Raw genomic sequence first — 24991 nt, 5'->3', positions numbered from 1 at the left:
TGTGTTACGTTTAGCAGATCAAAAGACAGGCGACCTTTTCAAGGAATAGCATGAAAAAGATTGATGCGATTATTAAACCCTTCAAGCTGGACGATGTCCGCGAAGCACTGGCTGAAGTCGGCATTACCGGCATGACGGTCACCGAGGTGAAAGGTTTTGGCCGCCAGAAAGGCCATACCGAGCTGTATCGCGGCGCGGAGTATATGGTGGATTTTCTGCCAAAAGTGAAAATTGAGATTGTCGTGCCGGACGACATTGTCGATATCTGCGTAGATACGATTATTCGCACGGCGCAAACCGGCAAAATCGGTGACGGTAAAATTTTCGTCTTTGACGTGGCGCGGGTTATTCGTATCCGTACCGGTGAAGAGGATGATGCGGCAATTTAAACCGCGTCAGGGTTGCCGGATGTCTCCATCCGGCAACCTCAAATCACAGCACTTTATGCGGGCCAAAGCATTCGTAATGAATGTTTTCCTGTTTCACACCCAGGTCCACTAACTGTTTCGCGGCAAACTGCATGAAGCCAACCGGGCCGCAGAGATAGAACTGCATTGTCGGATCGCTGAACGCACCTTCCAGTTTGCTCAAATCCATCAGACCTTCACTATCAAACTGACCTTTAGCGCGATCGGCTTCGCTCGGCTGACGATACCAGGTGTGCGCGGTAAAGCGTGGCAGTGCTTGCCCCAGTTCCTTAACTTCATCGGCAAAGGCATGAACATCGCCATTTTCTGCCGCATGGAACCAGTTTACCTCAGCGCTATGACCTGCTTTTGCCAGCGTGTCGAGCATTGCCAGCATTGGTGTTTGACCGACACCGGCAGAGATTAACGTCACCGGCGTGTCATCTGCGATAGCCATAAAGAAATCACCTGCCGGAGCGACCAGTTTCACGACATCGCCAACGTTGGCGTGATTGTGTAACCAGTTTGATACCTGCCCACCCTCTTCGCGTTTCACTGCAATACGATAGCCTTTGCCATCCGGTTTGCGCGTCAAAGAGTACTGACGAATTTCCTGATGTGGGAAACCTTCCGGCTTCAGCCAGACGCCGAGATATTGCCCTGGACGGTATTCCGCCACTGCGCCGCCGTCCACCGGCTCAAGTTCGAAACTGGTGATAAGCGTGCTGCGCGGTGTTTTAGCTACAATGCGGAAATCGCGAGTACCTTCCCAGCCACCGGCTTTGCTGGCGTTTTCGTTATAGATTTCCGCCTCGCGATTAATAAATACATTAGCCAGTACGCCATAGGCTTTACCCCACGCGTCCAGTACTTCCTGGCCCGGGCTGAACATTTCGTCCAGCGTCGCCAACAGGTGTTCACCGACGATATTGTATTGTTCCGGTTTGATCTGGAAGCTGGTGTGTTTCTGAGCGATTTTTTCTACCGCTGGTAACAGCGCAGGCAGGTTTTCAATATTGCTGGCGTAGGCGGCAATAGCGTTAAACAGGGCTTCACGTTGATCGCCATTACGCTGGTTACTCATGTTAAAAATTTCTTTGAGTTCTGGGTTATGAGTAAACATACGGTCGTAGAAATGGGCGGTTAACTTTGGCCCTGTTTCCACCAGTAAAGGGATGGTGGCTTTTACTGTAGCGATGGTTTGAGCGTCAAGCATATGGTCTTCCTTTTTTTGCATCTTAATTGATGTATCTCAAATGCATCTTATAAAAAATAGCCCTGCAATGTAAATGGTTCTTTGGTGTTTTTCATGAAGAATGTGATGAAGTGAAAAATTTGCATCACAAACCTGAAAAGAAATCCGTTTACGGTTGCAAGCTCTTTATTCTCCAAAGCCTTGCGCAGCCTGAAGGTAATCGTTTGCGTAAATTCCTTTGTCAAGACCTGTTATCGCACAATGATTCGGTTATACTGTTCGCCGTTGTCCAACAGGACCGCCTATAAAGGCCGAAAATTTTATTGTTAGCTGAGTCAGGAGATGCGGATGTTAAAGCGTGAAATGAACATTGCCGATTATGATGCCGAACTGTGGCAGGCTATGGAGCAGGAAAAAGTACGTCAGGAAGAGCACATCGAACTGATCGCCTCCGAAAACTACACCAGCCCGCGCGTAATGCAGGCGCAGGGTTCTCAGCTGACCAACAAATATGCTGAAGGTTATCCGGGCAAACGCTACTACGGCGGTTGCGAGTATGTTGATATCGTTGAACAACTGGCGATCGATCGCGCGAAAGAACTGTTCGGCGCTGACTACGCTAACGTCCAGCCGCACTCCGGCTCCCAGGCGAACTTTGCGGTCTACACCGCGCTGCTGGAACCCGGCGACACCGTTCTGGGTATGAACCTGGCGCATGGCGGTCACCTGACTCACGGTTCTCCGGTTAACTTCTCCGGTAAACTGTACAACATCGTTCCTTACGGTATCGATGCTACCGGTCATATCGACTACGCCGATCTGGAAAAACAAGCCAAAGAACACAAGCCGAAAATGATCATCGGTGGCTTCTCTGCATATTCCGGCGTGGTTGACTGGGCGAAAATGCGTGAAATCGCTGACAGCATCGGTGCTTACCTGTTCGTTGATATGGCGCACGTTGCGGGACTGGTCGCTGCTGGCGTCTACCCGAACCCGGTTCCTCATGCTCACGTAGTGACTACCACCACTCACAAAACCCTGGCGGGTCCGCGCGGCGGCCTGATCCTGGCGAAAGGCGGTAGCGAAGAACTGTACAAAAAACTGAACTCTGCCGTTTTCCCTGGTGGTCAGGGCGGCCCGTTGATGCACGTAATCGCTGGTAAAGCGGTTGCTCTGAAAGAAGCGATGGAACCTGAGTTCAAAACTTACCAACAGCAGGTCGCGAAAAACGCTAAAGCGATGGTAGAAGTATTCCTGGAGCGCGGTTACAAAGTGGTTTCCGGCGGTACTGATAACCACCTGTTCCTGGTTGATCTGGTTGATAAAAACCTGACCGGTAAAGAAGCTGACGCCGCTTTGGGCCGTGCTAACATCACCGTTAACAAAAACAGCGTACCGAACGATCCGAAGAGCCCGTTTGTAACCTCCGGTATTCGCGTGGGTACTCCGGCGATTACACGTCGTGGCTTTAAAGAAGCCGAAGCGAAAGAACTGGCTGGCTGGATGTGTGACGTGCTGGACAGCATCAATGATGAAGCCGTTATCGAGAGCATCAAAGGTAAAGTTCTCGATATCTGCGCACGTTACCCGGTTTACGCATAAGCGAAACGGTGATTTGCTGACAATGTGCTCGTTGTTCATGCCGGATGCGGCGTGAACGCCTTATCCGGCCTACAAATTATTGCAAATTCAAGATATTGCAATCTCCGTGTAGGCCTGATAAGCGTAGCGCATCAGGCAATTTTTCGTTTGTGATCATCAAGGCTTCCTTAGGGAAGCCTTGTTACGTTATCGTGCCATCAAATCTGTCGTAACTGCGCCTCAACATACAAATAGCCAATCCCCAGCACCTGCTGTGCGCGGCTTAATTGCCCAAAGCCAATCTGTGTCGCTTTCACGCTCGGTCCTTCGTCACGGTCGAACGGGTTAAATCCTGTCTGGCGAATAATGGAATTAAGCCAGTTCTCACCAAAGGCGCAGCTGCGACCATACAGCCAAATCTGATTAATATTGAGGATATTGAGGAAGTTATACAGACTCAAACCAATGGCGTTGGCACTGCGGTCAACCCAGCTGGTGATCCACGGTTCTCCACTCTGCCAGGCAGCGATTAATTGTGCGGTTGTCAATTTTTCAGGATCAAGCTGAGTATTAACCGGTTGTGATTTTAGCCATACTCGCGCCTGTTTTTTTAATGCGCTTAACGAGGCGACGGTTTCCAGGCAGCCATAACGTCCACAGTCGCAGGCGACGCCATCCGGATTAACGATGGTGTGACCAATCTGTCCGCTACCATACAAACTGCCGCGATAAATTTGCTCGTTAATCACGAACGACGAGCCAATACCGTAATCAACGTTGATCACGCAGAAATCCCGTCCTTGCGAATTATTTTGCCATTTCTCCGCCAGCGCCAGCATCACGCAGTCATTATCGACCATCACCCGAATGCCCAGCTTCTCTTCCAGCAGATACTTCACCTCAACCGGTGTTGTCCACGGCGCTTGCGGCATGGTTTGCGACACGCCAGTCACTGGATCAACCTGACCGTGGATAGCCAGCGCCAGGTTGATGGTACGGTCTGGCCACAGTTTACGATGGCGATGCCAGCATTTTTCGATTTCGGACAACAGAGCCTGCGGTGTCGGTGCATCAATCTGAAAATATTCAAATTCGCCTTTCGGACTTAAACAGGCATTAGCGACCTGACACTCAATGCTGGTGGGCGTCACGTTCAGGCACAGCGTCCAGTCACCTTCCGGCGCGATCAGCCATGTACCGCTACTGTGCCCGCGCGTCTGGCTTTCATCGTCGATATTCACCACCCGTTTTTCGCTTTCCAGCTCCTGCAAAATATTACTGACCGCTGGAATTGAAATTTGCGCCAGCCGGGCCAGCGTTGATTTATTGGCGCGCTTTTGCCGGTACAGCAGTTCCAGAATCACGCATTTGTTATGGTGGCGAATCTGTTGATTATTAATGCAGGCTCTCATCTTCACTAAACCTTGTTTAGTTAATTGCGTGATTATTCCGCGAAAACATTGCCAGATTGTTCAATACACTGCCACAAATCTTTTAATTCAGTATGTCTTGTTAATATTGAGGGCACTATGACTCCAGTAAAAGTGTGGCAAGAGCGCGTTGAGATCCCGACTTATGAAACCGGGCCGCAGGATATACACCCTATGTTCCTGGAAAATCGCGTTTATCAGGGATCGTCCGGCGCGGTTTATCCCTACGGCGTGACCGATACGCTGAGCGAGCAGAAAGTCCTGAAATCCTGGCAAGCGGTGTGGCTGGAAAACGACTATATCAAAGTGATGATCCTGCCGGAGTTGGGCGGTCGGGTGCATCGCGCTTGGGATAAAGTGAAACAGCGCGATTTTGTCTATCACAATGAGGTGATTAAACCGGCGCTGGTAGGGCTATTGGGGCCGTGGATTTCGGGCGGGATTGAGTTTAACTGGCCACAACACCATCGCCCGACTACCTTTATGCCCGTTGATTTCACCCTCGAAGCCCATGAAGACGGCGCACAGACGGTGTGGGTCGGCGAAACGGAGCCGATGCACGGTTTACAGGTGATGACCGGTTTCACACTACGCCCTGACCGGGCGGCGCTGGAGATTGCCAGCCGCGTCTATAACGGCAATGCCACGCCGCGTCATTTCTTGTGGTGGGCCAACCCGGCAGTGAAAGGTGGCGAAGGGCATCAGAGCGTTTTCCCGCCGGATGTAACGGCGGTGTTTGATCACGGCAAACGGGCTGTTTCAGCTTTCCCTATCGCTACCGGCACTTACTACAAAGTGGACTACTCCGCCGGAGTGGATATTTCTCGCTATAAAAATGTGCCAGTGCCGACTTCGTATATGGCCGAAAAATCGCAGTACGATTTTGTTGGCGCATGGTGTCACGATGAAGATGGCGGTTTGCTACACGTTGCCAACCACCACATCGCGCCAGGTAAAAAACAGTGGAGCTGGGGACACAGTGAATTCGGCCAGGCGTGGGATAAGAGCCTGACCGACAATAACGGCCCGTATATCGAACTGATGACGGGTATTTTTGCCGATAACCAGCCCGATTTTACCTGGCTTGATGCTTACGAAGAGAAGCGTTTCGAGCAGTATTTCCTGCCTTATCATTCTCTGGGCATGGTGCAAAACGCCTCCCGCGATGCGGTGATTAAACTCCAGCGTAGCGAGCGGGGGATTGAGTGGGGGCTGTATGCCATCTCCCCGTTGAACGGATACCGGCTGGCGATCCGCGAAATCGGCAGATGCAACGCGTTACTCGACGATGCCGTGGCTCTGACACCAGCGAACGCCATTCAGGGCGTGTTGCATGGTATCAATCCTGACAGACTAACCATTGAACTCTCCGATGCTGACGGCAATATCGTACTGAGTTATCAGGAACATCAGCCGCAAGAGTTGCCGTTGCCGGACGTCGCCAAAGCGCCACTGGCAGCACAAGAGATTACCAGTACAGATGAAGCCTGGTTTATCGGGCAGCATCTGGAGCAATATCATCATGCCAGCCGTTCCCCCTTCGATTACTACCTGCGCGGCGTGGCGCTGGACCCGCTGGATTATCGCTGTAACCTGGCGTTGGCGATGCTGGAATATAACCGCGCCGACTTCCCGCAAACGGTGGCGTATGCCACTCAGGCGCTGAAACGCGCACATGCGTTGAACAAAAACCCGCAGTGCGGACAGGCGAGTTTAATTCGCGCCAGTGCTTACGAACGTCAGGGGCAATATCAACAAGCCGAAGAGGATTTCTGGCGTGCGGTCTGGAGCGGCAACAGTAAAGCGGGTGGCTATTATGGTCTGGCACGGCTGGCTGCGCGTAATGGTAACTTTGACGCTGGTCTGGATTTTTGCCAACAAAGTCTTCGCGCCTGCCCAACCAATCAGGAAGTGCTTTGCCTGCATAACCTGCTGCTGGTGTTAAGTGGTCGTCAGGACAACGCGCGTTTGCAGCGAGAGAAGTTGCTGCGTGATTATCCGCTGAACGCCACTCTGTGGTGGCTGAACTGGTTCGATGGTTGTAGCGAATCTGCCCTCGTACAGTGGCGAGGTCTGTGTCAGGGACGCGACGTTAACGCCCTGATGACCGCCGGGCAACTGATTAACTGGGGCATGCCCGCTCTGGCGGCAGAGATGCTGAACGCACTGGACTGTCAGCGCACGCTACCGCTTTACCTGCAAGCCAGCTTGCTGCCGAAAGCTGAACGCGGCGAACTGGTCGCAAAAGCCATTGATGTTTTCCCGCAGTTTGTCCGTTTCCCTAATACGCTGGAAGAGGTTGCGGCGCTGGAGAGTATTGAAGAGTGCTGGTTTGCCCGGCATTTACTGGCCTGTTTCTACTACAACAAGCGCAGCTACGGCAAAGCAATTGCCTTATGGCAACGTTGCGTTGAGATGTCGCCGGAGTTTGCCGACGGCTGGCGTGGGCTGGCAATCCATGCGTGGAATAAGCAGCATGATTATGAACTGGCCGCGCGTTATCTTGATAGTGCTTATCAGCTTGCGCCGCAGGATGCTCGTCTGCTTTTTGAACGGGATTTGCTGGATAAGCTAACCGGAGCCGCACCGGAGAAACGACTGGCTCGTCTGGAAAATAATCTGGAAATTGCTCTGAAACGCGACGACATGACCGCAGAATTGCTCAATTTGTGGCATCTCACTGGTCAGGCGGACAAAGCGGCAGACATTCTCGCCACGCGTAAATTCCATCCGTGGGAAGGCGGAGAAGGGAAAGTCACCAGTCAGTTTATCCTCAACCAGTTGTTACGCGCCTGGCAACACCTTGATGCCAGACAACTGCAGCAGGCCAGCGAACTGCTTCATGCCGCGCTGCACTATCCGGAGAATTTAAGCGAAGGCCGTTTACCGGGGCAAACTGACAACGACATCTGGTTCTGGCAGGCGATATGTGCCAAAGCCCAGGGCGATGAAACTGCAGCAACGCGCTGTTTACGTCTGGCGGCGACTGGCGATCGCACCATTAACATTCACAGTTATTACAACGATCAACCGGTTGATTATCTCTTCTGGCAAGGGATGGCGTTGCGATTACTGGGCGAACAAAAAACCGCACAGCAACTGTTTAGTGAAATGAAACAGTGGGCGCAAGAGATGGCAAAAACCAGTATCGAAGCGGATTTCTTTGCCGTCTCGCAACCTGACTTGTTATCGCTGTATGGCGATTTACAACAGCAACATAAAGAAAAATGCCTGATGGTGGCGATGCTGGCGGCCGCGGGATTAGGCGAGATTGCGCAATACGAATCTGCTCGCGCTGAATTGACGGCGATTAATCCGGCCTGGCCGAAAGCGGCATTATTCACCACCGTGATGCCTTTTATTTTTAACCGCGTTCACTAAACCTTATTAACTGTAATATTTGAGCGGCACGCGCTGCCGCTCACGCTCAAATAATTAAAATAAGCCGTTGTAAATAAAAACCCTACAGGAGGCACTATGCCTAAAAAAATGAGAACAACCCGTAATCTATTATTAATGGCTACGCTATTAGGTAGCACACTATTTGCCAACGCTGCGGATAAAGAAATGACCATTGGCGCAATATACCTTGATACCCAGGGATATTACGCTGGAGTGCGCCAGGGCGTTCAGGATGCGGCAAAAGATTCTTCAGTACAGGTACAGTTAATTGAAACTAACGCCCAGGGCGATATTTCGAAAGAAAGTACCTTTGTTGATACCCTCGTGGCGCGTAATGTCGATGCCATTATTTTGTCGGCAGTGTCCGAAAATGGCAGTAGCCGCACCGTTCGCCGCGCCAGTGAGGCGGGTATTCCGGTGATTTGCTACAACACCTGTATTAATCAAAAGGGTGTCGATAAATATGTCTCGGCATATCTGGTTGGCGACCCGCTGGAATTTGGTAAAAAACTGGGTAACGCTGCCGCCGATTATTTTATTGCCAACAAAATTGACCAGCCGAAAATTGCCGTCATCAATTGCGAAGCCTTTGAAGTTTGTGTGCAACGACGTAAAGGGTTTGAAGAAGTATTAAAAGCCCGCGTTCCCGGCGCGAAAATTGTCGCTAATCAGGAAGGGACTGTTTTAGATAAAGCGATTTCTGTTGGTGAAAAATTGATTATCTCCACGCCAGATCTCAACGCCATTATGGGGGAATCGGGGGGAGCGACACTCGGCGCGGTAAAAGCGGTACGTAATCAAAATCAGGCTGGAAAAATTGCCGTTTTCGGTTCGGATATGACCACTGAAATTGCACAGGAACTGGAAAATAACCAGGTGCTGAAAGCGGTAGTGGATATTTCCGGTAAGAAAATGGGCAATGCTGTTTTCGCGCAAACATTGAAGGTTATCAATAAACAAGCCGACGGTGAAAAAGTGATTCAGGTGCCAATCGATCTCTATACCAAAACGGAAGACGGTAAACAGTGGCTGGCAACGCACGTTGATGGTCTGCCCTAATCGCTGATTCGCAGAGGTCCCTATGTTCACGGCAACAGAGGCAGTTCCGGTAGCAAAAGTGGTGGCAGGAAATAAGCGTTACCCCGGCGTCGTTGCGCTGGATAACGTTAACTTTACGCTCAATAAAGGCGAAGTTCGCGCGCTGTTAGGCAAAAACGGTGCGGGAAAATCGACCCTCATTCGAATGCTTACCGGTAGCGAACGTCCGGATAGCGGTGATATCTGGATTGGCGAGACGCGACTGGAAGGCGACGAAGCTACGCTGACTCGCCGTGCCGCTGAACTGGGGGTACGCGCGGTTTATCAGGAATTAAGTCTGGTGGAAGGGCTGACAGTGGCGGAAAACCTCTGCCTCGGTCAGTGGCCCCGCCGCAACGGCATGATTGATTACCTGCAAATGGCGCATGACGCCCAACGTTGCTTGCAGGCGTTGGGCGTTGACGTTAGTCCTGAACAACTTGTTTCGACACTAAGCCCGGCGCAAAAGCAACTGGTGGAAATTGCGCGGGTGATGAAAGGCGAGCCGCGCGTGGTCATTCTTGATGAACCCACCAGCTCGCTTGCCAGTACGGAAGTTGAACTGGTAATCAGCGCCGTGAAAAAAATGTCAGCACTGGGCGTGGCGGTGATTTATGTCAGCCACCGGATGGAAGAAATTCGCCGCATTGCCTCCTGTGCCACCGTTATGCGCGATGGTCAGGTGGCGGGCGATGTGATGCTCGAAAACACCTCAACCCGTCATATTGTGTCGCTGATGCTCGGGCGCGATCACGTTGATCTTGCACCGGTTGTAGCTCAGGAGATTGCGGACCAGACCGTACTGGAAGTTCGCGCGTTACGCCACAGACCAAAACTTACGGAGATCAGTTTTTCCCTGCGTCGTGGCGAAGTGCTCGGCATTGCTGGCCTGCTGGGGGCAGGGCGCAGTGAATTGCTGAAGGCGATTGTTGGGCTGGAGACGTATGAACAGGGCGAAATTGTTATCAACGGCGAGAAAATCACGCGCCCCGATTACGGCGAGATGCTGAAACGCGGTATTGGCTATACGCCAGAAAACCGCAAAGAAGCGGGGATCATTCCCTGGCTGGGCGTTGACGAAAATACGGTACTGACCAATCGGCAAAAAATCAGCGCCAACGGTGTGCTGCAATGGTCCACCATCCGCCGCCTGACCGAAGAGGTGATGCAGCGGATGACGGTCAAGGCAGCCAGTAGCGAAACGCCTATTGGTACGCTTTCTGGCGGCAATCAGCAAAAAGTGGTGATCGGTCGTTGGGTCTATGCCGCCAGCCAGATTTTATTGCTCGACGAGCCAACGCGCGGCGTCGATATCGAAGCCAAACAGCAGATTTACCGTATTGTCCGCGAGCTGGCTGCCGAAGGGAAAAGCGTGGTGTTTATCTCCAGTGAAGTGGAGGAGTTGCCGCTGGTGTGCGACCGCATCCTGTTATTACAGCACGGTACGTTCTCGCAGGAGTTTCACTCGCCGGTCAATGTGGATGAGCTGATGTCCGCCATTCTGTCTGTGCACTGATGAATTTTACCGAGGAACCTGAAGATGTCTGCTTCGTCATTATCATTGCCGCAGGGCAAGAGCGTCTCGCTCAAACAATTTGTCAGTCGCCATATTAATGAGATTGGTTTGCTGGTGGTAATCGCCATTCTTTATCTGGTCTTCTCCCTGAACGCACCGGGCTTTATCTCATTGAATAATCAGATGAACGTGCTGCGCGATGCTGCCACCATCGGGATTGCCGCCTGGGCAATGACGCTGATTATTATCTCCGGTGAAATTGATGTCAGTGTTGGACCGATGGTGGCTTTTGTCTCGGTGTGCCTGGCATTTTTGCTGCAATTTGACGTTCCACTGGCGATTGCTTGTCTGCTGGTGTTGCTGTTAGGCGCGCTGATGGGGACGCTGGCGGGCGTGCTGCGCGGCGTGTTTAACGTGCCCAGTTTCGTTGCCACGCTGGGGCTGTGGAGCGCCCTGCGCGGAATGGGGCTGTTTATGACTAATGCCCTGCCAGTGCCGATTGACGAAAACGAGGTACTGGACTGGCTGGGGGGACAATTTCTCGGTGTGCCAGTATCCGCGCTGATCATGATGGTGTTGTTTGCGCTGTTTGTGTTCATTAGCCGCAAAACCGCCTTCGGGCGCTCGGTTTTTGCTGTTGGCGGTAATGCCACGGCGGCGCAGTTGTGCGGTATTAATGTTCGTCGGGTACGCATTCTTATTTTTACCCTTTCGGGATTATTAGCGGCGGTGACCGGCATTTTGTTGGCGGCGCGCCTCGGTTCTGGTAACGCAGGTGCCGCAAACGGTCTGGAGTTTGACGTGATCGCCGCGGTCGTGGTTGGCGGTACGGCACTTTCCGGCGGTCGCGGTTCCTTGTTCGGTACGTTGCTTGGTGTGCTGGTGATTACGCTAATCGGTAACGGTCTGGTGCTGCTCGGGATTAACTCCTTTTTCCAGCAGGTGGTGCGCGGCGTCATCATCGTGGTGGCGGTGCTGGCGAATATCTTGCTGACCCAGCGTAGCAGTAAAGCGAAACGCTAAACCTTAACGCCCCTGGCGCGGGTGCGGCAGGGATGAAAATTAATCGTATTGTTAATGAGGGATTTATGAAAACGATGCTGGCAGCTTATTTACCAGGAAATTCGACCGTCGATCTGCGGGAAGTTGCGGTGCCGACGCCGGGGATTAACCAGGTACTGATCAAAATGAAATCCTCCGGAATTTGCGGGAGCGATGTCCACTATATCTACCACCAGCACCGCGCTACGGCGGCGGCACCCGATAAACCGTTATACCAGGGATTTATCAACGGTCATGAACCGTGCGGGCAGATTGTGGCGATGGGGCAAGGCTGCCGCCATTTTAAAGAGGGCGACCGCGTGCTGGTGTATCACATTTCTGGCTGTGGTTTTTGCCTGAACTGCCGTCGCGGTTTTCCTATCTCTTGTACTGGCGAAGGAAAAGCCGCTTACGGCTGGCAGCGTGATGGCGGTCATGCCGAATACCTGCTGGCGGAAGAAAAAGATCTGATCCTCCTGCCGGATGCGTTGAGCTACGAAGATGGTGCGTTTATCAGTTGTGGCGTTGGCACAGCGTATGAAGGGATTTTGCGCGGCGAAGTTTCCGGCAGTGATAACGTGCTGGTGGTCGGTCTGGGGCCGGTCGGCATGATGGCGATGATGCTGGCGAAAGGTCGCGGTGCAAAAAGGATCATCGGCGTTGATATGCTGCCGGAACGTCTGGCGATGGCGAAACAGTTAGGGGTGATGGATCACGGCTATTTAGCAACGACCGAAGGCCTGCCGCAGATTATCGCCGAACTCACCCACGGTGGCGCGGATGTTGCGCTCGATTGTTCCGGTAATGCCGCAGGTCGCTTACTGGCGTTGCAATCCACTGCTGACTGGGGACGGGTGGTTTACATCGGGGAAACCGGAAAAGTGGAGTTCGAGGTTAGCGCTGATCTGATGCATCATCAACGGCGGATTATTGGCTCCTGGGTGACCAGTCTGTTCCATATGGAAAAATGCGCCCACGATTTAACGGACTGGAAACTGTGGCCGCGTAACGCCATTACCCACCGCTTCACGCTGGAACAGGCAGGTGATGCCTATGCGCTGATGGCGAGCGGCAAATGCGGGAAAGTTGTGATTAACTTCCCGGATTAAGGAGTCAGCGGATGACCATCTATACCTTATCTCACGGGCCGCTAAAGCTGGACGTTTCTGACCGGGGCGGCGTCATCGAAGGCTTCTGGCGTGACGCGACGCCGCTCTTACGTCCCGGTAAAAAAAGCGGTGTGGCAACCGATGCCTCTTGTTTTCCGCTGGTGCCGTTTGCAAACCGGGTGAGTGGCAACCGTTTTGTCTGGCAGGGGCGTGAGTATCAACTGCAACCGAATGTTGAGTGGGATGCGCACTATCTGCACGGCGACGGCTGGCTGGGGCAGTGGCAATGTGTCTCGCGCAGCGATGATAGCTTGTGTCTGGTGTATGAACATCGCAGCGGTGTTTATCACTATCGGGTAAGTCAGGCGTTTCATTTAACGGCAGATACGCTGACGGTGACGCTCTCTGTCACCAATCAAGGGGCAGAGACGCTGCCATTTGGTACCGGCTGGCATCCTTATTTTCCGTTGTCACCACAAACGCGGATTCAGGCGCAGGCGAGCGGTTACTGGCTGGAACGGGAGCAGTGGCTGGCGGGGGAGTTTTGCGAGCAGCTACCGCAGGAGCTGGATTTCAACCAGCTCGCGCCGTTGCCGCACCAGTGGGTGAACAATGGCTTTGCCGGATGGAATGGTCAGGCCCGCATTGAGCAGCCGCAGGAGGGTTATGCCATCATCATGGAAACGACGCCACCTGCACCATGTTATTTCATCTTTGTTTCCGACCCGGCGTTTGATAAAGGATATGCGTTTGATTTCTTCTGTCTGGAACCGATGAGCCATGCGCCGGATGACCATCATCGCCCGGAAGGAGGTGACCTCATTGCGCTTGCGCCGGGGGAATCAACAACGTCAGAGATGTCGTTGCGGGTTGCGTTACTGTAATTTATAAAATGCCGGATAAGGCGTTCACGCCGCATCCGGCATCTTTCCTAACGCCGATCGAGAGAAATTGCCCCCGGCCCGGTAATTGCCAACAGCAGGAATGCGCCAGCGATACTGACATTCTTCCAGAAATTAATCATATTTGGCCCAACCGCATCGCCGGTCATATCCCAGTAATGGTGACCAATCACCGCCGTACCCAGCGTGTAGAAAATAAACAGCACCGCCAGCGGACGGGTGAAAAAGCCAAGCACGATTAAAATCGCGGCGGGCACTTCCATAACTACCGCAATAATCGCTGCCAGCATCGGCATTGGCGCGCCCAGCGAGGCCATATATTGGACCGTACCGTCAAAGCCCATCATTTTGGGAAAACCAAAAATAATGAAAATTAAGACCACGGCGATACGGGCAATTAATAACAAAACGGGGCGGGCAGCACCAAAATCAAAATAACGTAGTGTGTTCATAACCAATCCCTTTGCAAGATAATGTGATTTAAACGTAATACACACTCTGGTACCTCGCCACGCCCCAGGCGTTGAGATATTCGCTAATTATCCTGGTTACAGTGATTTAAGCGCGATGTCCTCATCTATCAGCAGTTTCGCATCAAACGTTTTGCCGCTCTGGATCCATTTGCGGATTGGGCGAATCTCACGGCCCTGATTCAGTGTTACCGCACCGATAAGCACGCCGTTTTGCAGATTAAACCAAATCGCCTTCTGAGTTTCCGGGTTGCCACGACAAATCCAGTCATCGCCACGCATATCGCCAATAAACTGTAAGTTATCACTGTACTGATCGCTCCAGAACCACGGCGGCGGTAGTCGCGGAAGCGGTAGCCCCAACATTATGGCAGCGGCAATTTGCGCCTGGTTGTTGGCGTTTTCCCAGCTTTCGCAGCGGTGTAGTGCACCATTATCAAGACGGGTGATTGCCACATCGCCACCGGCAAAGATCGCGGGATCGCAGGTGCGGCAAGCTTCATCAATGACAATACCATTGGCAGTATCAAGGTTGGCCTCGCGAGCCAGTTGGTCGTTGGCGCTGATACCAATACCGTAAATCACCACATCGGCCTGAAGCGTTTCGCCACTTTGCAGCGTCAGTTCTACTTTTTCACCATCGACCACATGTTCAATGGCATTATTGAGCAGAATGCTCACACCAGCCTGCTGATGGCGCTGTAAAAGATAGTGTTGCACGGGCGGTGGTGCATTACGGCCCATGACGGTTGCCGCCAGTTCAATCACTGTCACCTTACATCCACGCTGCGTGGCGCTGGCAGCCAGTTCCAGACCAATAGTTCCGGCACCGACAATCACGACTGACCGTTCGGGCTGCAGAACTTCTCGCAGTCTGGCGGCATCGCCGGCATGGCGCAGGGTAAAGCAGCGTTCTCCCAGTGCATCAAGCAATGGCAGCGGTCGGGCTGCCGCGCCGGTTGCCATAAACAGCTGATCCCAGTGCCAGCTTTCGCCGTTGGTTAACACTAACTCTCGTGTGTCGCGACCCAGCGTTTTGATGGTTACGCCAGAATGCAGATGAACATTGTTTTCCTGCCACCAGTTAGCGGGTAACACCGACTGCAACTGTGGGGAATCCTCCAGCAACATGGCTTTCGAGAGCGGTGGACGTTCATATGGAAGATGTTGCTCATCGGAAAACAGATGCAGCTCACCGGTGAACCCTTGCTGGCGTAGCGAGGCCGCAGCCATTGCCGCCGCTTGCCCGCCACCGACAATAATGATCGTTTTTTCTTTCATCGTGCTTCCTTAAAGATCCAGCCCAGCCGCTACGTGGCGAATGCCGCGAATCGCTAAACCCGCATCAGCGTTGATCATCACACCGCTTAATGCGCGATTATTGCGCCGCGATGCCAACATCACATACGGACCCGTAAAATCCGCCGGTTGCGGGAAAAATTGCAGCGGTAATATGGCGGCAATTTTCTCCGGCGTCAGAGACTGCATTATCGAGGTTTCACTTTGCCCGAGCGCCTGTGGGCCGCGCAGGTCGCTGGCCATACCACACGGGCCGACGCCATTCACCCGCACTTTCGGTGCCAGTTCATAAGCCAGTTGGCGAATAAGTCCGGTTGCGGCATGTTTACTGGCGGTGTACAGCGGGCCACCGCCGCCGGGATACCAGGCGGCATTTGACAGTGTGAAAATCATGCTGCCTTCACTGGCGATTAACGCCGGAGCGCAGGCTTTTGCGCCCAGCAGGTAACCGAGTACGTTGACGTTAAACAGCTCGTGGAAGCCGGTTTCGAGCGTCTCTGCGGGAGTATTAACCAGTGAGGCATTGTGATCCCAGATGCCCGCATTGCCGATAAAACAATCCAGCTTGCCAGAACGAGTCAGGATCTGATCGACCGCGCGTTGATAATCGGCATAGCAGGTCACGTTACCTTCCACCGCCAGAATATGTTCGCCAAATCGCTGACGCAGACTGGCGACTTTTGCCGCCGACAGTTCCAGCGTGGCAACCTGCGCACCTTCTTCGATAAATCGCTCGACCAGTGCCAGTCCTAATCCCGATCCGCCACCAGTAATAAAGATGGACTCGTTATGCAGATCGCTCATGGCTGCGCCTCCGGTAAGTCGATGAAGATATCACCACCTTCAACGTGTACTGGATAAGTGGTTAGCGGATCGGTGGCGGGCAGGCATAACGCTTTCCCCGTTTTCAGGCAAAAACTGGCGGCGTGCAGTGGGCACTCTACCGTAGCATCATCTTCCAGATACCCTTCTGACATCGACGCATTACCATGACTGCAACGATCGTTAATGGCATAAAACTCGCCGCCAACGTTGAACAGGGCGATGACGGGCGAGGTATCGAGCCGGAGAGCCTCACCTTCCGGCACATCCGCAACGGGACACGCATAAATTCGATTCATCAGAACAGTACACTCAGGTTATGGGACGTGATCACCGCTTGATCCAGGACGATATCCCGTTCCAGCAAGCGCCAGTTGTCATCTTCCAGACGGCGAACTTTGTCAAAACGAGTCCCGACATAGAATGTTTCATCGCGCTCTTTTTGTGCCCGATAAAGCAGATAATTTACCCGCACAGCAAACACGTTTGGGATGTCGGTTTCGTTTACCTGGCAGTTGCTGATTAAGTGACGGGTGCGCGACGGCGGCTCTTCCGCCCAGGCCATGCCCGTTTCCAGACGCGCGATTCGCCGCTCCAGCTGGTCTTTGGTGTCATTAAAAATCCAGGTTGTCGGTGGCTGAACGCCTTTGCGGCGGTCACGCGTTTGCGCGTTAACCGTGGTGCGCATGGTGTAACGAATATCTTCGTCGAGCTGCGCCAGCCAGTCACGAAATTTCCAGTCATCCAGCAGACTGGCTTCGTGATAGAGAAACTGGCTAATGCGGTGATGTAACTCCAGTGAAACCTGCGCACTCATTTCATCACCTCCTGCTGGTATGCGGCGGTTTTATCGAGCACTTCCTGCCAGCTTTCGCTGCTCAGGAGATCGGCCCAGCGTTGATACATTCCACGGGCGGCCGTTTCTGAGAAGATATAGTTTGTAATGCCTGGAATGCCGTCGTCGCGACGTTTTTCCTGACCAAGTCCCATTTCCAGACAAAGTTTACTGTTGCGGGCGCGGTGGCCTTTCAGCAATTTTTGAATTTCACACCAGTTCTCCGAGTCATCCTGCTCAAGAAAACCAGCAGGACCAAAAGCGCGGGTGGCGCTGTTTTCAAAAGCGGCTTTAACCTCATCAGAGGCGGCTTTGTCAGTAATACAGAACGCCCACACTTCGACTTGATCTGGGCCGCGCGGATGCCAGACGCGGAGTGTGGCAGTGCCGTTGAGCCAGGAAAGCGTGGGGAAAATATTGTTATGACCCGCCAGGCGCAGGGCGCGAACTTCGCCTAAACGTTGTTCTGCTTCGGCGTAGGTTTCGCGGTAATAGCTGGAAACTGCACCATCGACCCAGACATTGGCGTCTGGCTTTTCGGTAAAGAAGAAACCGCTACCGTGACCGTCCTGACCAAATTGCAGCGCATCTTTGGCGGTTTCCCACACCGGGCGGGCGGTTTGTCCATCACCGAGACGCTTATCGCTGCCATCATCTTTCGCCCCTAATACCTGAACGGCAGAAGCATGGCTGAACAGAGCATGATACTGGTCACTGGCGAACTGCTCTGCCGGGAATTTCCAGTTGCAGTTGATCACCCACTTTTGTACGCCGCCGACAATTTCGGTGCCGCCTTCGCGACGATCCAGCATGCCATCCAGATACCAGGCAATGTCACCCAGGTAATCACGCAGGCCCGGCGCGGAGGTATCCCAGTTGCCAAAAATCAGCCCCTTATAACTCTCCACACAGGGAACTTCGTTTAACCCCCAGTGGGATTTACACAGCCCTTGTGGGTAGGCGCGAGGTTCCAGCGGTACATCAATCAACTCGCCGTTAATACCATAAGACCAGCCATGATACGGGCAGGTAAAGGCGCGAGTGTTGCCGCAATCGGCATAACTCACACGCATGGCCCGGTGGCGGCATTGGTTGAGAAACGCCTTGATGCTGCCGTCTTTTTGGCGCACCACGACAACCGCATCTTCTCCCATGTAGGTGTTAAAAAAATCACCGGGTTTAGGGATCTGGCTTTCATGAGCGAGAAATAGCCAGCAACGACCGAAAATGCGCTCAAGCTCCAGTTGGTAAATATCCGGGTCGGTATAAATACGCGGAGTAACCCGACCGTTTTGGGTGTCTATCAGTTGGTAAATGTTCAAATCTGAGGGTGTGGTCATATTTTTTAATCCTGAAAGATAAGATGTATTGACCTTCTATTTTTGTGCCATAAGGATGTTGCTGGTTGGTTGCTGATATGTGAAATAGTTAATTTCTACCAACTGAGACGTTTTTTCGATAACAAGGGGAAGGTGATGGAACTACGGCATTTACGCTATTTCGTCGCAGTGGCGCAGGCACTGAACTTTACCCGTGCGGCGGAAAAACTGCATACCTCACAGCCTTCGTTAAGCAGCCAGATCCGCGATCTCGAAAACTGTGTTGGTGTTCCGCTACTGGTACGTGATAAACGTAAAGTCGCGTTGACGGCGGCGGGAGAATGTTTTCTCCAGGACGCGCAGGCAATCCTGGAACAAGCGGAAAATGCCAAACAACGGGCGCGGAAAATTGTTCAGGAAGATAAGCATTTAATCATCGGTTTTGTGCCATCGGCGGAAGTGAATTTACTGCCAAAAGTATTGCCCATGTTCCGACTGAAACAGCCAGAAACCTTGATCGAGTTGGTGAGTTTAATTACCACGGAACAGGAAGAAAAAATTCGCCGTGGTGAACTGGATGTCGGCTTAATGCGCCATCCTGTCTATAGCCCGGAGATTGATTATCTGGAACTTTTTGACGAACCATTAGTGGTGGTGTTGCCGGTTGATCATCCTTTAGCACAAGAAAAAGAGATCACCGCCGCGCAGCTGGATGGCGTGAATTTCGTTAGTACCGATCCGGCATATTCCGGTTCGCTTGCGCCGATCGTTAAGGAGTGGTTTGCGCAAGAAAACAGCCAGCCGAATATCGTCCAGGTGGCAACCAATATTCTGGTAACGATGAATTTGGTGGGGATGGGGCTTGGCGTAACTTTGATACCCGGTTATATGAATAATTTTAATACCGGGCAGGTGGTATTTCGGCCAATTGCCGGAAATGTGCCTTCCATTGCCCTACTAATGGCGTGGAAGAAAGGCGAAATGAAACCGGCATTACGCGATTTCATCGCCATTGTGCAGGAACGTTTGGCAAGCGTAACGGCATAAATACGCAATAATTTTGCAAGGTGCGTTGTGGGGCGCAGCTTTTTTAGTGCTTGCGAACAGGCGTTACAGACATCGGGAAGCAGGCTCGAATATTCTTATTTTTCAACTTGCACCAACATTCGATTAACCCCAGACTAACGCCTCCTGACGGGAGGGACTCATGGTTTTGCAATCCACGCGCTGGTTGGCGCTCGGTTATTTCACATACTTTTTTAGTTACGGCATTTTTCTACCTTTCTGGAGCGTCTGGCTTAAGGGGATTGGCTTAACGCCAGAAACTATCGGCCTGTTATTGGGGGCTGGTCTGGTTGCCCGTTTTCTCGGGAGTTTGATCATCGCGCCCCGCGTTAGCGATCCTTCCCGCCTGATTTCCGCCTTGCGCGTACTGGCACTGCTGACACTTCTCTTTGCTGTCGCCTTCTGGGCGGGGGCGCATGTAGCGTGGTTGATGGTGGTGATGATTGGCTTTAACCTCTTTTTCTCACCGCTGGTACCGTTGACCGATGCACTGGCGAATACATGGCAAAAACAGTTCCCGCTTGATTACGGCAAAGTGCGACTGTGGGGCTCGGTGGCGTTTGTCATTGGCTCGGCGCTGACAGGCAAACTGGTCAGTATGTTGGATTATCGGGTGATCCTCGCGCTGTTGACGTTGGGCGTGGCGTCCATGCTGCTCGGATTTCTCATTCGTCCAACGATTCAGCCACAAGGGGCTAGCCGTCAGCAGGAGAGCACGGGAGGGCCAGCCTGGCTGACACTGGTCCGCCAGAACTGGCGCTTTCTGGCCTGCGTTTGTTTATTACAGGGAGCGCATGCAGCCTATTACGGTTTTAGCGCTATTTACTGGCAGGCAGCTGGGTATTCTGCTTCAGCGGTGGGCTATTTGTGGTCGCTGGGCGTGGTGGCAGAAGTCATTATTTTTGCGCTGAGTAATAAACTTTTCCGCCGTTGTAGTGCACGCGATATGCTGCTGATCTCGGCGATTAGCGGTGTAATGCGCTGGGGAATTATGGGAGCAACGACGGCGTTGCCGTGGTTGATAGTGGTGCAAATTCTGCATTGCGGCACCTTCACGGTCTGCCACCTGGCGGCCATGCGTTATATTGCCGCCCGCCAGGGTAGCGAAGTCATCCGTTTGCAGGCGGTTTACTCTGCCGTTGCAATGGGCGGTAGTATCGCCATCATGACCGTCTTCGCCGGTTTCCTGTATCAATATCTGGGCCACGGCGTGTTCTGGGTGATGGCGCTGGTGGCGCTTCCGGCAATGTTCTTGCGCCCGAAAGTTGTTCCCTCATGCTGATTCGAGCATTTTGCGGATCTGCTCCTGTTGGTGTGTTGTCAGCGTCAGATCTGTGTAGATCAGTGGTGGTGAAAAAAGCGGTAACGGCGTGGTGTAAGGCGCAATAATCAGTGCCGCGCCGCGTGGAGCACCTCTCTGCAAAAATGCTTTTACCGACATATGCTTAATGTTGAGCGGCAGTAACGTCAGTTCACGTAACTGCTGCTCAATCTGCGCTTCACGCTCGCTATCATTCCCGGTCAGTAGAATAATCTGTTTTTCATGCAGGTCGTTTTCCTGCATTAGCCAGGCACCGAAAATCACAGCGACCAGACCGCTTTCCTCATCAGAAAGATGGACGCTGTATTCACTTTCAAATCCGGTCAGCGCCGCGCGGGTGGTGCGCACCAGGCGTGGGTACAGTCTGGAGAACTCTTCTGGCAGGGTGTTATCAATACCGATGGCAAACAAACTGCGATTTAACGCCTGGGCGAGGTGAGTATAAAGCTGATCGCATAACCCCTGTTCATCATAAAAACGAACATTTCCCAGCTCACGAAAATGGTTTACCAGACGTTTGATAGACTGACGCAATTGTCTGTCCCGCTGATGCGCATCCCGAATTGGATCGGGAACTCGCAACATGGAAAAAAGTAATGCCATAAATAGTGGCTCATCAGGCGGTACAGGCTGAAGCGCCCGACGCTGCCAGTGGCGTCCAATTTCCTGCGCTACCTGAAATTCCAGGCAGGATTCTGCCCAGCGACGTTGGAGCGGATTAAACTGAGGCGTAATGCCAGCGTGGTGTTGCAGCAAGCAATATTGCAGATACAGACACAGGAAATGAATATCGCGCGTTTCAAAGCGTTTTTGTAGCCGTCGAGAGCAGAGATTCACTAACGCTTGTAGATTGGTATCGTCGTAAAAGTTACGCGAAATTCCGCGCCGCTTTAGTTCACTCTTCAGAGCAGGTGTGAATTGGCTGGTAATAAATGACGGACACAGACGGAAACCACGTCGTAGCCAATGAAATAAACACAAACGTTGGTTAAGCACTGTGCCTTCAACCCGATAGCTACCGTCATAACCAGTAGTCAGTGTGAGTTGATGATAGCGCAGGATCTCCCGTCCTGTTTCGCTGATATCAAGACTGGCAATATCATCATCCACACCATTAAGCTTGCTGAAGGTTGCCGTGGTGGCGGTCAACCCCGGCTGAAAGAGTGTCAGCAAGATCTGGCAGCGGCGCTGGGGAGCCGAAAGGACAGATGGTGAAGCAAGCGTAGGCATCATCTGTAGATCTCCCATAAGCATAATTGATAAGAATAGCTAAAGTTTGCTCAGGGAAATGGCGAAGGGAATGCTAATCATCAGAAATGTTGGCAAGCGTCACAGAATTTTTCTCATCTTAAACTGTTCTGACCAGTGGATTAGCTCGTCTAAAGGTGGATTTGTGAATGATTATCGCGCTAGCGATCATGGGTTAGTTGTGCGGATTCAACGTGCTAAGGATAAAATCCACTATTTGTTCGCGATAAACATCACCGTGACGATCGGAAAAAGCATCAATGTGTTCGCCGTCAGGGATTAAGATTAAACGTTTTGGCTCTTTTGCCAGATCATACAACTTTTGGCTGTGCTGCCATGGGATAACGTGATCGGCCTTACCGTGAATGAGTAAAACTGGGATCGGGCTGACGCTGGCGATGTAATTTTCGCCGCTGTAACTCTCATCAAGTAAGTAGCCACTGCCGGGGATCATCTGGTTGGCGATGGTTGCATAAGAGGCAAATGTGGAGTCGAGGATCACTGCACGTATGCCCTCACGATCACCCTGACCAACAACATCAAGAATATTCGCCCCGCCAATACTCTGCCCGAACAGCACCAGTCGTTGTGGGTTTACATCACTGCGATGGCGCACCACATTGATGGCACTTAGCGTATCGTCCAGCAATCCGGCCTGAGACGGCGTGCCTTTTGATTTACCAAACCCGCGATAATCAAACATAAAAACGTTGAAATTACGCTCGGGTAACCAACTGACCAGCGGCCAGTGGGCGGACATATTTCCGGCATTGCCGTGAGCATGAATGATGGTTGCGATGGCGTTGTCAGCGGGGCCTGTCGAAGAAGGGATAAACCAGCCTTGCAGACGAGTACCGTCCTTAGCTGTAAATTCGACGGATTCCGCCGACCAGGGGTCGGGACCGTAAATTTTGTCGTCGGGATAAAAGAAGAAGTTGATGGCAACGCGCGGCACTAAATAAACGCAGAAGGCAACAACAAAGAGAATAAACAGAATTTTGAGAACGCGTGTGTTCACTGGCAGTGCCATAACCTTTCCTTGCGACTTCTTTATCATCCATTAATCGGGGAAAGATGGTGGGAGAGTGACGAAAGAAAGTAAAGCAGAGCGGAAGCATTTCGGAATAGCGCCTGAAAGGCGAGGGCGGGTGAGAGAAATCACCCGCCAGAGAAATTAACGCTTCAGGGCGTCGCTTAACTCGTCACGCATGTTCGCCAGCATGGCTTTAACAACGCGCGGGTTACCGGCAACGATGTTACCGGTCAGCATGTAGTTATGACCACCGGTGAAGTCGCTGACGATACCGCCCGCTTCACGAACCAGCAGCTCACCTGCGGCGAAATCCCACGGACGCAGACCGATTTCAAAGAAACCGTCAACACGACCTGCGGCAACGTAAGCCAGATCCAGCGCCGCAGAACCAGTACGACGGAAGTCTGCACATTCGTTGAACAGTTTGCCGACGATGTTGATGTAAGTGGTAGCGTACTGTTTTGCTTTGAACGGGAAGCCGGTCGCCAGAATAGTACCGTCGAGATCGCGAGCGGTGCTGCCGCGCAGACGGTAGCCGTTCAGCTGTGCGCCCTGACCGCGAGTCGCGGTGAACAGTTCGTTACGCATAGGATCATAAACCACAGCAACTTCAGTGCGGCCTTTGATACGAACGGCAATAGATACCGCGAAGTGCGGCAGGCGTTTGATAAAGTTGGTAGTGCCATCCAGTGGATCGATAACCCATTGAACATCCTGATCGGTACCTTCAAGTTCACCGCTTTCTTCGGTGATGATGGTGTGCTGTGGGTAAGATTTACGAATCGTGTCGATAATCACCGCTTCGGCAGCTTTATCTACGTTGGTCACGAAATCGTTACTGCCTTTCTGGCTCGCTTCTACAGCGTCCGGGGTTTCATAGTTTTTGGCAATTAAATTACCCGCCTTGCGCGCTGCGCGCACGGCGATGTTCAGCATCGGATGCATCGGTCTCTCTCACTGGATGTTAAAGAACGGGAAAACGGCGCAGAGTATAGCAGCGAGATCGGCATCTGTCTTCGTTTTATGATAAGATGCGTGAATAATCTTTAGATGAAGAAAGACAATGCTGCAAAATATTCGAATTGTGCTGGTGGAGACGTCACACACCGGTAATATGGGTTCTGTTGCCCGTGCCATGAAAACAATGGGCTTAACCAATCTGTGGCTGGTTAATCCACTAGTGAAACCTGACTCCCAGGCGATTGCTCTGGCAGCAGGGGCCAGCGATGTGATTGGTAATGCTCACATTGTCGATACACTCGACGAAGCGTTAGCCGGTTGTAGCCTGGTGGTTGGCACCAGTGCACGCTCGCGCACGCTGCCGTGGCCGATGCTCGACCCGCGCGAATGCGGTTTGAAAAGCGTCGCTGAAGCGGCAAATACGCCGGTGGCACTGGTTTTTGGTCGTGAGCGTGTCGGCTTGACCAATGAAGAGTTGCAAAAGTGCCATTATCATGTCGCCATTGCCGCTAACCCGGAATACAGTTCGCTGAACCTGGCGATGGCTGTTCAGGTTATTGCCTATGAAGTCCGTATGGCCTGGCTGGCGACTCAGGAGAACAGCGAGCAGGTTGAACATGACGAGACGCCGTATCCGCTGGTCGATGATCTGGAACGTTTTTACGGTCATCTTGAACAAACGCTGCTGGCAACCGGCTTTATCCGTGAAAACCATCCGGGGCAGGTGATGAATAAGCTGCGTCGTCTGTTTACCCGTGCGCGCCCGGAAAGCCAGGAGTTGAATATCCTGCGCGGGATTCTGGCTTCTATTGAGCAGCAGAATAAAGGTAACAAGGCCGAATAACCGAGGTTGCCTGATGCGGCGCTTAACGCGTCTTGTCAGGCCTACATTGTACTGAACCCCTGGACGGATAAAGTGTTTACGCCGCACCCGACAACAGGTACAAACGCCACGATAA

The 24991-nt window shown here is 52.4% G+C and carries 22 protein-coding genes; 11 read left to right on the top strand and 11 right to left on the bottom strand.

Annotation, left to right across the window (positions count from 1 at the left end; genetic code table 11):
* Window positions 1-50 precede the first annotated feature (50 nt).
* The gene (glnB, locus tag QUE74_RS16740; protein ID WP_000717691.1) at window positions 51-389 is read left to right on the top strand and encodes a nitrogen regulatory protein P-II; all 339 of its coding nucleotides are present in this window, start codon (window positions 51-53) and stop codon (window positions 387-389) included.
* Window positions 390-432: 43 nt separating this feature from the next.
* Here the strand turns inward: glnB and hmpA are convergent, their stop codons facing one another.
* Window positions 433-1623 carry an NO-inducible flavohemoprotein gene (gene hmpA, locus QUE74_RS16735; protein ID WP_000883134.1) on the bottom strand — a complete coding sequence of 397 codons (1191 nt, stop codon included), beginning with the start codon at window positions 1621-1623 and terminating at the stop codon, window positions 433-435.
* A 327-nt stretch (window positions 1624-1950) separates the two neighbouring features.
* Between hmpA and glyA the strand changes: the two genes are divergently transcribed.
* Window positions 1951-3204: a serine hydroxymethyltransferase gene (gene glyA, locus QUE74_RS16730; RefSeq protein ID WP_000919162.1), complete on the top strand. Its 1254-nt coding sequence runs from the start codon at window positions 1951-1953 to the stop codon at window positions 3202-3204.
* 197 nt (window positions 3205-3401) lie between these two features.
* Here glyA and QUE74_RS16720 read toward each other — a convergent pair whose 3' ends face one another.
* Window positions 3402-4595, bottom strand: a complete 1194-nt coding sequence (locus QUE74_RS16720; RefSeq protein WP_001354820.1) for an ROK family protein — start codon at window positions 4593-4595, stop codon at window positions 3402-3404.
* Window positions 4596-4712: 117 nt separating this feature from the next.
* Here QUE74_RS16720 and QUE74_RS16715 point away from each other — a divergent pair, with 117 nt between their 5' ends.
* The 6 genes from QUE74_RS16715 to QUE74_RS16690 all read left to right on the top strand — a co-directional run bounded on the left by QUE74_RS16715 (window position 4713) and on the right by QUE74_RS16690 (window position 13642).
* A complete protein-coding gene (locus tag QUE74_RS16715) occupies window positions 4713-7994 on the top strand; it encodes a DUF5107 domain-containing protein (protein ID WP_001354819.1) in 3282 nt (1093 codons plus the stop codon).
* A gap of 96 nt (window positions 7995-8090) precedes the next feature.
* On the top strand, window positions 8091-9074 hold the full coding sequence (locus tag QUE74_RS16710) for a substrate-binding domain-containing protein (protein WP_001124915.1): 984 nt from the start codon (window positions 8091-8093) through the stop codon (window positions 9072-9074).
* A 22-nt stretch (window positions 9075-9096) separates the two neighbouring features.
* Complete coding sequence (locus QUE74_RS16705; RefSeq protein ID WP_000493448.1) at window positions 9097-10608, top strand: sugar ABC transporter ATP-binding protein; 1512 nt, start codon at window positions 9097-9099, stop codon at window positions 10606-10608.
* A 24-nt stretch (window positions 10609-10632) separates the two neighbouring features.
* On the top strand, window positions 10633-11631 hold the full coding sequence (locus QUE74_RS16700) for an ABC transporter permease (protein WP_001276685.1): 999 nt from the start codon (window positions 10633-10635) through the stop codon (window positions 11629-11631).
* 32 nt (window positions 11632-11663) lie between these two features.
* On the top strand, window positions 11664-12758 hold the full coding sequence (locus tag QUE74_RS16695) for a zinc-dependent alcohol dehydrogenase family protein (RefSeq protein ID WP_000700783.1): 1095 nt from the start codon (window positions 11664-11666) through the stop codon (window positions 12756-12758).
* An 11-nt stretch (window positions 12759-12769) separates the two neighbouring features.
* Complete coding sequence (locus QUE74_RS16690; protein WP_000158524.1) at window positions 12770-13642, top strand: aldose 1-epimerase; 873 nt, start codon at window positions 12770-12772, stop codon at window positions 13640-13642.
* Between the two features lie 47 nt (window positions 13643-13689).
* Here QUE74_RS16690 and QUE74_RS16685 read toward each other — a convergent pair whose 3' ends face one another.
* The 6 genes from QUE74_RS16685 to hcaE all read right to left on the bottom strand — a co-directional run bounded on the left by QUE74_RS16685 (window position 13690) and on the right by hcaE (window position 18426).
* On the bottom strand, window positions 13690-14112 hold the full coding sequence (locus QUE74_RS16685) for a DoxX family protein (RefSeq protein WP_001094726.1): 423 nt from the start codon (window positions 14110-14112) through the stop codon (window positions 13690-13692).
* A 96-nt stretch (window positions 14113-14208) separates the two neighbouring features.
* On the bottom strand, window positions 14209-15411 hold the full coding sequence (hcaD, locus tag QUE74_RS16680; protein ID WP_000660749.1) for a phenylpropionate dioxygenase ferredoxin reductase subunit: 1203 nt from the start codon (window positions 15409-15411) through the stop codon (window positions 14209-14211).
* 9 nt (window positions 15412-15420) lie between these two features.
* Complete coding sequence (gene hcaB / locus QUE74_RS16675; protein ID WP_001281377.1) at window positions 15421-16233, bottom strand: 3-phenylpropionate-dihydrodiol/cinnamic acid-dihydrodiol dehydrogenase; 813 nt, start codon at window positions 16231-16233, stop codon at window positions 15421-15423.
* Window positions 16230-16550: a bifunctional 3-phenylpropionate/cinnamic acid dioxygenase ferredoxin subunit gene (locus QUE74_RS16670; RefSeq protein WP_001080106.1), complete on the bottom strand. Its 321-nt coding sequence runs from the start codon at window positions 16548-16550 to the stop codon at window positions 16230-16232. Before QUE74_RS16670 ends, hcaB begins: the two co-directional genes overlap by 4 nt.
* Window positions 16550-17068, bottom strand: a complete 519-nt coding sequence (hcaF, locus tag QUE74_RS16665) for a 3-phenylpropionate/cinnamic acid dioxygenase subunit beta (protein ID WP_001276083.1) — start codon at window positions 17066-17068, stop codon at window positions 16550-16552. The genes QUE74_RS16670 and hcaF overlap by 1 nt, the downstream gene beginning before the upstream one ends.
* Window positions 17065-18426: a 3-phenylpropionate/cinnamic acid dioxygenase subunit alpha gene (gene hcaE, locus QUE74_RS16660; RefSeq protein ID WP_000211172.1), complete on the bottom strand. Its 1362-nt coding sequence runs from the start codon at window positions 18424-18426 to the stop codon at window positions 17065-17067. The genes hcaF and hcaE overlap by 4 nt, the downstream gene beginning before the upstream one ends.
* Window positions 18427-18561: 135 nt before the next feature.
* Here hcaE and hcaR point away from each other — a divergent pair, with 135 nt between their 5' ends.
* Window positions 18562-19452 (top strand): DNA-binding transcriptional regulator HcaR, encoded by an 891-nt coding sequence (gene hcaR / locus QUE74_RS16655; protein ID WP_000423269.1) that lies wholly within the window; start codon window positions 18562-18564, stop codon window positions 19450-19452.
* 160 nt (window positions 19453-19612) lie between these two features.
* On the top strand, window positions 19613-20752 hold the full coding sequence (locus tag QUE74_RS16650; RefSeq protein WP_000244171.1) for a 3-phenylpropionate MFS transporter: 1140 nt from the start codon (window positions 19613-19615) through the stop codon (window positions 20750-20752).
* On the opposite strand, the gene csiE is transcribed toward QUE74_RS16650, so the two are convergent.
* From csiE to suhB, 3 genes are all read right to left on the bottom strand, one after another.
* Window positions 20744-22024, bottom strand: a complete 1281-nt coding sequence (gene csiE / locus QUE74_RS16645) for a stationary phase inducible protein CsiE (RefSeq protein ID WP_000983036.1) — start codon at window positions 22022-22024, stop codon at window positions 20744-20746. The two genes, QUE74_RS16650 and csiE, sit on opposite strands and share 9 nt — an antisense overlap.
* 190 nt (window positions 22025-22214) lie before the next feature.
* Window positions 22215-23069 (bottom strand): alpha/beta hydrolase, encoded by an 855-nt coding sequence (locus QUE74_RS16640; RefSeq protein WP_001354818.1) that lies wholly within the window; start codon window positions 23067-23069, stop codon window positions 22215-22217.
* A gap of 144 nt (window positions 23070-23213) precedes the next feature.
* Window positions 23214-24017 (bottom strand): inositol-1-monophosphatase, encoded by an 804-nt coding sequence (gene suhB, locus QUE74_RS16635; protein ID WP_000553451.1) that lies wholly within the window; start codon window positions 24015-24017, stop codon window positions 23214-23216.
* A 118-nt stretch (window positions 24018-24135) separates the two neighbouring features.
* On the opposite strand from suhB, the gene trmJ reads away from it, so the two are divergent.
* The gene (trmJ, locus tag QUE74_RS16630; RefSeq protein WP_000940023.1) at window positions 24136-24876 is read left to right on the top strand and encodes a tRNA (cytosine(32)/uridine(32)-2'-O)-methyltransferase TrmJ; all 741 of its coding nucleotides are present in this window, start codon (window positions 24136-24138) and stop codon (window positions 24874-24876) included.
* Window positions 24877-24991: the final 115 nt, after the last annotated feature.

Origin of the sequence: Escherichia sp. 10290, assembly GCF_030295155.1 — a bacterium.
GTDB lineage: Bacteria > Pseudomonadota > Gammaproteobacteria > Enterobacterales > Enterobacteriaceae > Escherichia > Escherichia coli_F.
Note: the sequence above shows the minus strand (reverse complement) of the source record. Positions and strands in the feature narration are given on the sequence as shown.

Bases quoted from the DNA above. Each gene is read 5' to 3' on its own strand.
- glnB (WP_000717691.1), top strand. From the start codon at position 51: ATGAAAAAGATTGATGCGATTATTAAACCCTTCAAGCTGGACGATGTC.
- hmpA (WP_000883134.1), bottom strand. From the start codon at position 1,623: ATGCTTGACGCTCAAACCATCGCTACAGTAAAAGCCACCATCCCTTTA.
- glyA (WP_000919162.1), top strand. From the start codon at position 1,951: ATGTTAAAGCGTGAAATGAACATTGCCGATTATGATGCCGAACTGTGG.
- QUE74_RS16720 (WP_001354820.1), bottom strand. From the start codon at position 4,595: ATGAGAGCCTGCATTAATAATCAACAGATTCGCCACCATAACAAATGC.
- QUE74_RS16715 (WP_001354819.1), top strand. From the start codon at position 4,713: ATGACTCCAGTAAAAGTGTGGCAAGAGCGCGTTGAGATCCCGACTTAT.
- QUE74_RS16710 (WP_001124915.1), top strand. From the start codon at position 8,091: ATGCCTAAAAAAATGAGAACAACCCGTAATCTATTATTAATGGCTACG.
- QUE74_RS16705 (WP_000493448.1), top strand. From the start codon at position 9,097: ATGTTCACGGCAACAGAGGCAGTTCCGGTAGCAAAAGTGGTGGCAGGA.
- QUE74_RS16700 (WP_001276685.1), top strand. From the start codon at position 10,633: ATGTCTGCTTCGTCATTATCATTGCCGCAGGGCAAGAGCGTCTCGCTC.
- QUE74_RS16695 (WP_000700783.1), top strand. From the start codon at position 11,664: ATGAAAATTAATCGTATTGTTAATGAGGGATTTATGAAAACGATGCTG.
- QUE74_RS16690 (WP_000158524.1), top strand. From the start codon at position 12,770: ATGACCATCTATACCTTATCTCACGGGCCGCTAAAGCTGGACGTTTCT.
- QUE74_RS16685 (WP_001094726.1), bottom strand. From the start codon at position 14,112: ATGAACACACTACGTTATTTTGATTTTGGTGCTGCCCGCCCCGTTTTG.
- hcaD (WP_000660749.1), bottom strand. From the start codon at position 15,411: ATGAAAGAAAAAACGATCATTATTGTCGGTGGCGGGCAAGCGGCGGCA.
- hcaB (WP_001281377.1), bottom strand. From the start codon at position 16,233: ATGAGCGATCTGCATAACGAGTCCATCTTTATTACTGGTGGCGGATCG.
- QUE74_RS16670 (WP_001080106.1), bottom strand. From the start codon at position 16,550: ATGAATCGAATTTATGCGTGTCCCGTTGCGGATGTGCCGGAAGGTGAG.
- hcaF (WP_001276083.1), bottom strand. From the start codon at position 17,068: ATGAGTGCGCAGGTTTCACTGGAGTTACATCACCGCATTAGCCAGTTT.
- hcaE (WP_000211172.1), bottom strand. From the start codon at position 18,426: ATGACCACACCCTCAGATTTGAACATTTACCAACTGATAGACACCCAA.
- hcaR (WP_000423269.1), top strand. From the start codon at position 18,562: ATGGAACTACGGCATTTACGCTATTTCGTCGCAGTGGCGCAGGCACTG.
- QUE74_RS16650 (WP_000244171.1), top strand. From the start codon at position 19,613: ATGGTTTTGCAATCCACGCGCTGGTTGGCGCTCGGTTATTTCACATAC.
- csiE (WP_000983036.1), bottom strand. From the start codon at position 22,024: ATGATGCCTACGCTTGCTTCACCATCTGTCCTTTCGGCTCCCCAGCGC.
- QUE74_RS16640 (WP_001354818.1), bottom strand. From the start codon at position 23,069: ATGGCACTGCCAGTGAACACACGCGTTCTCAAAATTCTGTTTATTCTC.
- suhB (WP_000553451.1), bottom strand. From the start codon at position 24,017: ATGCATCCGATGCTGAACATCGCCGTGCGCGCAGCGCGCAAGGCGGGT.
- trmJ (WP_000940023.1), top strand. From the start codon at position 24,136: ATGCTGCAAAATATTCGAATTGTGCTGGTGGAGACGTCACACACCGGT.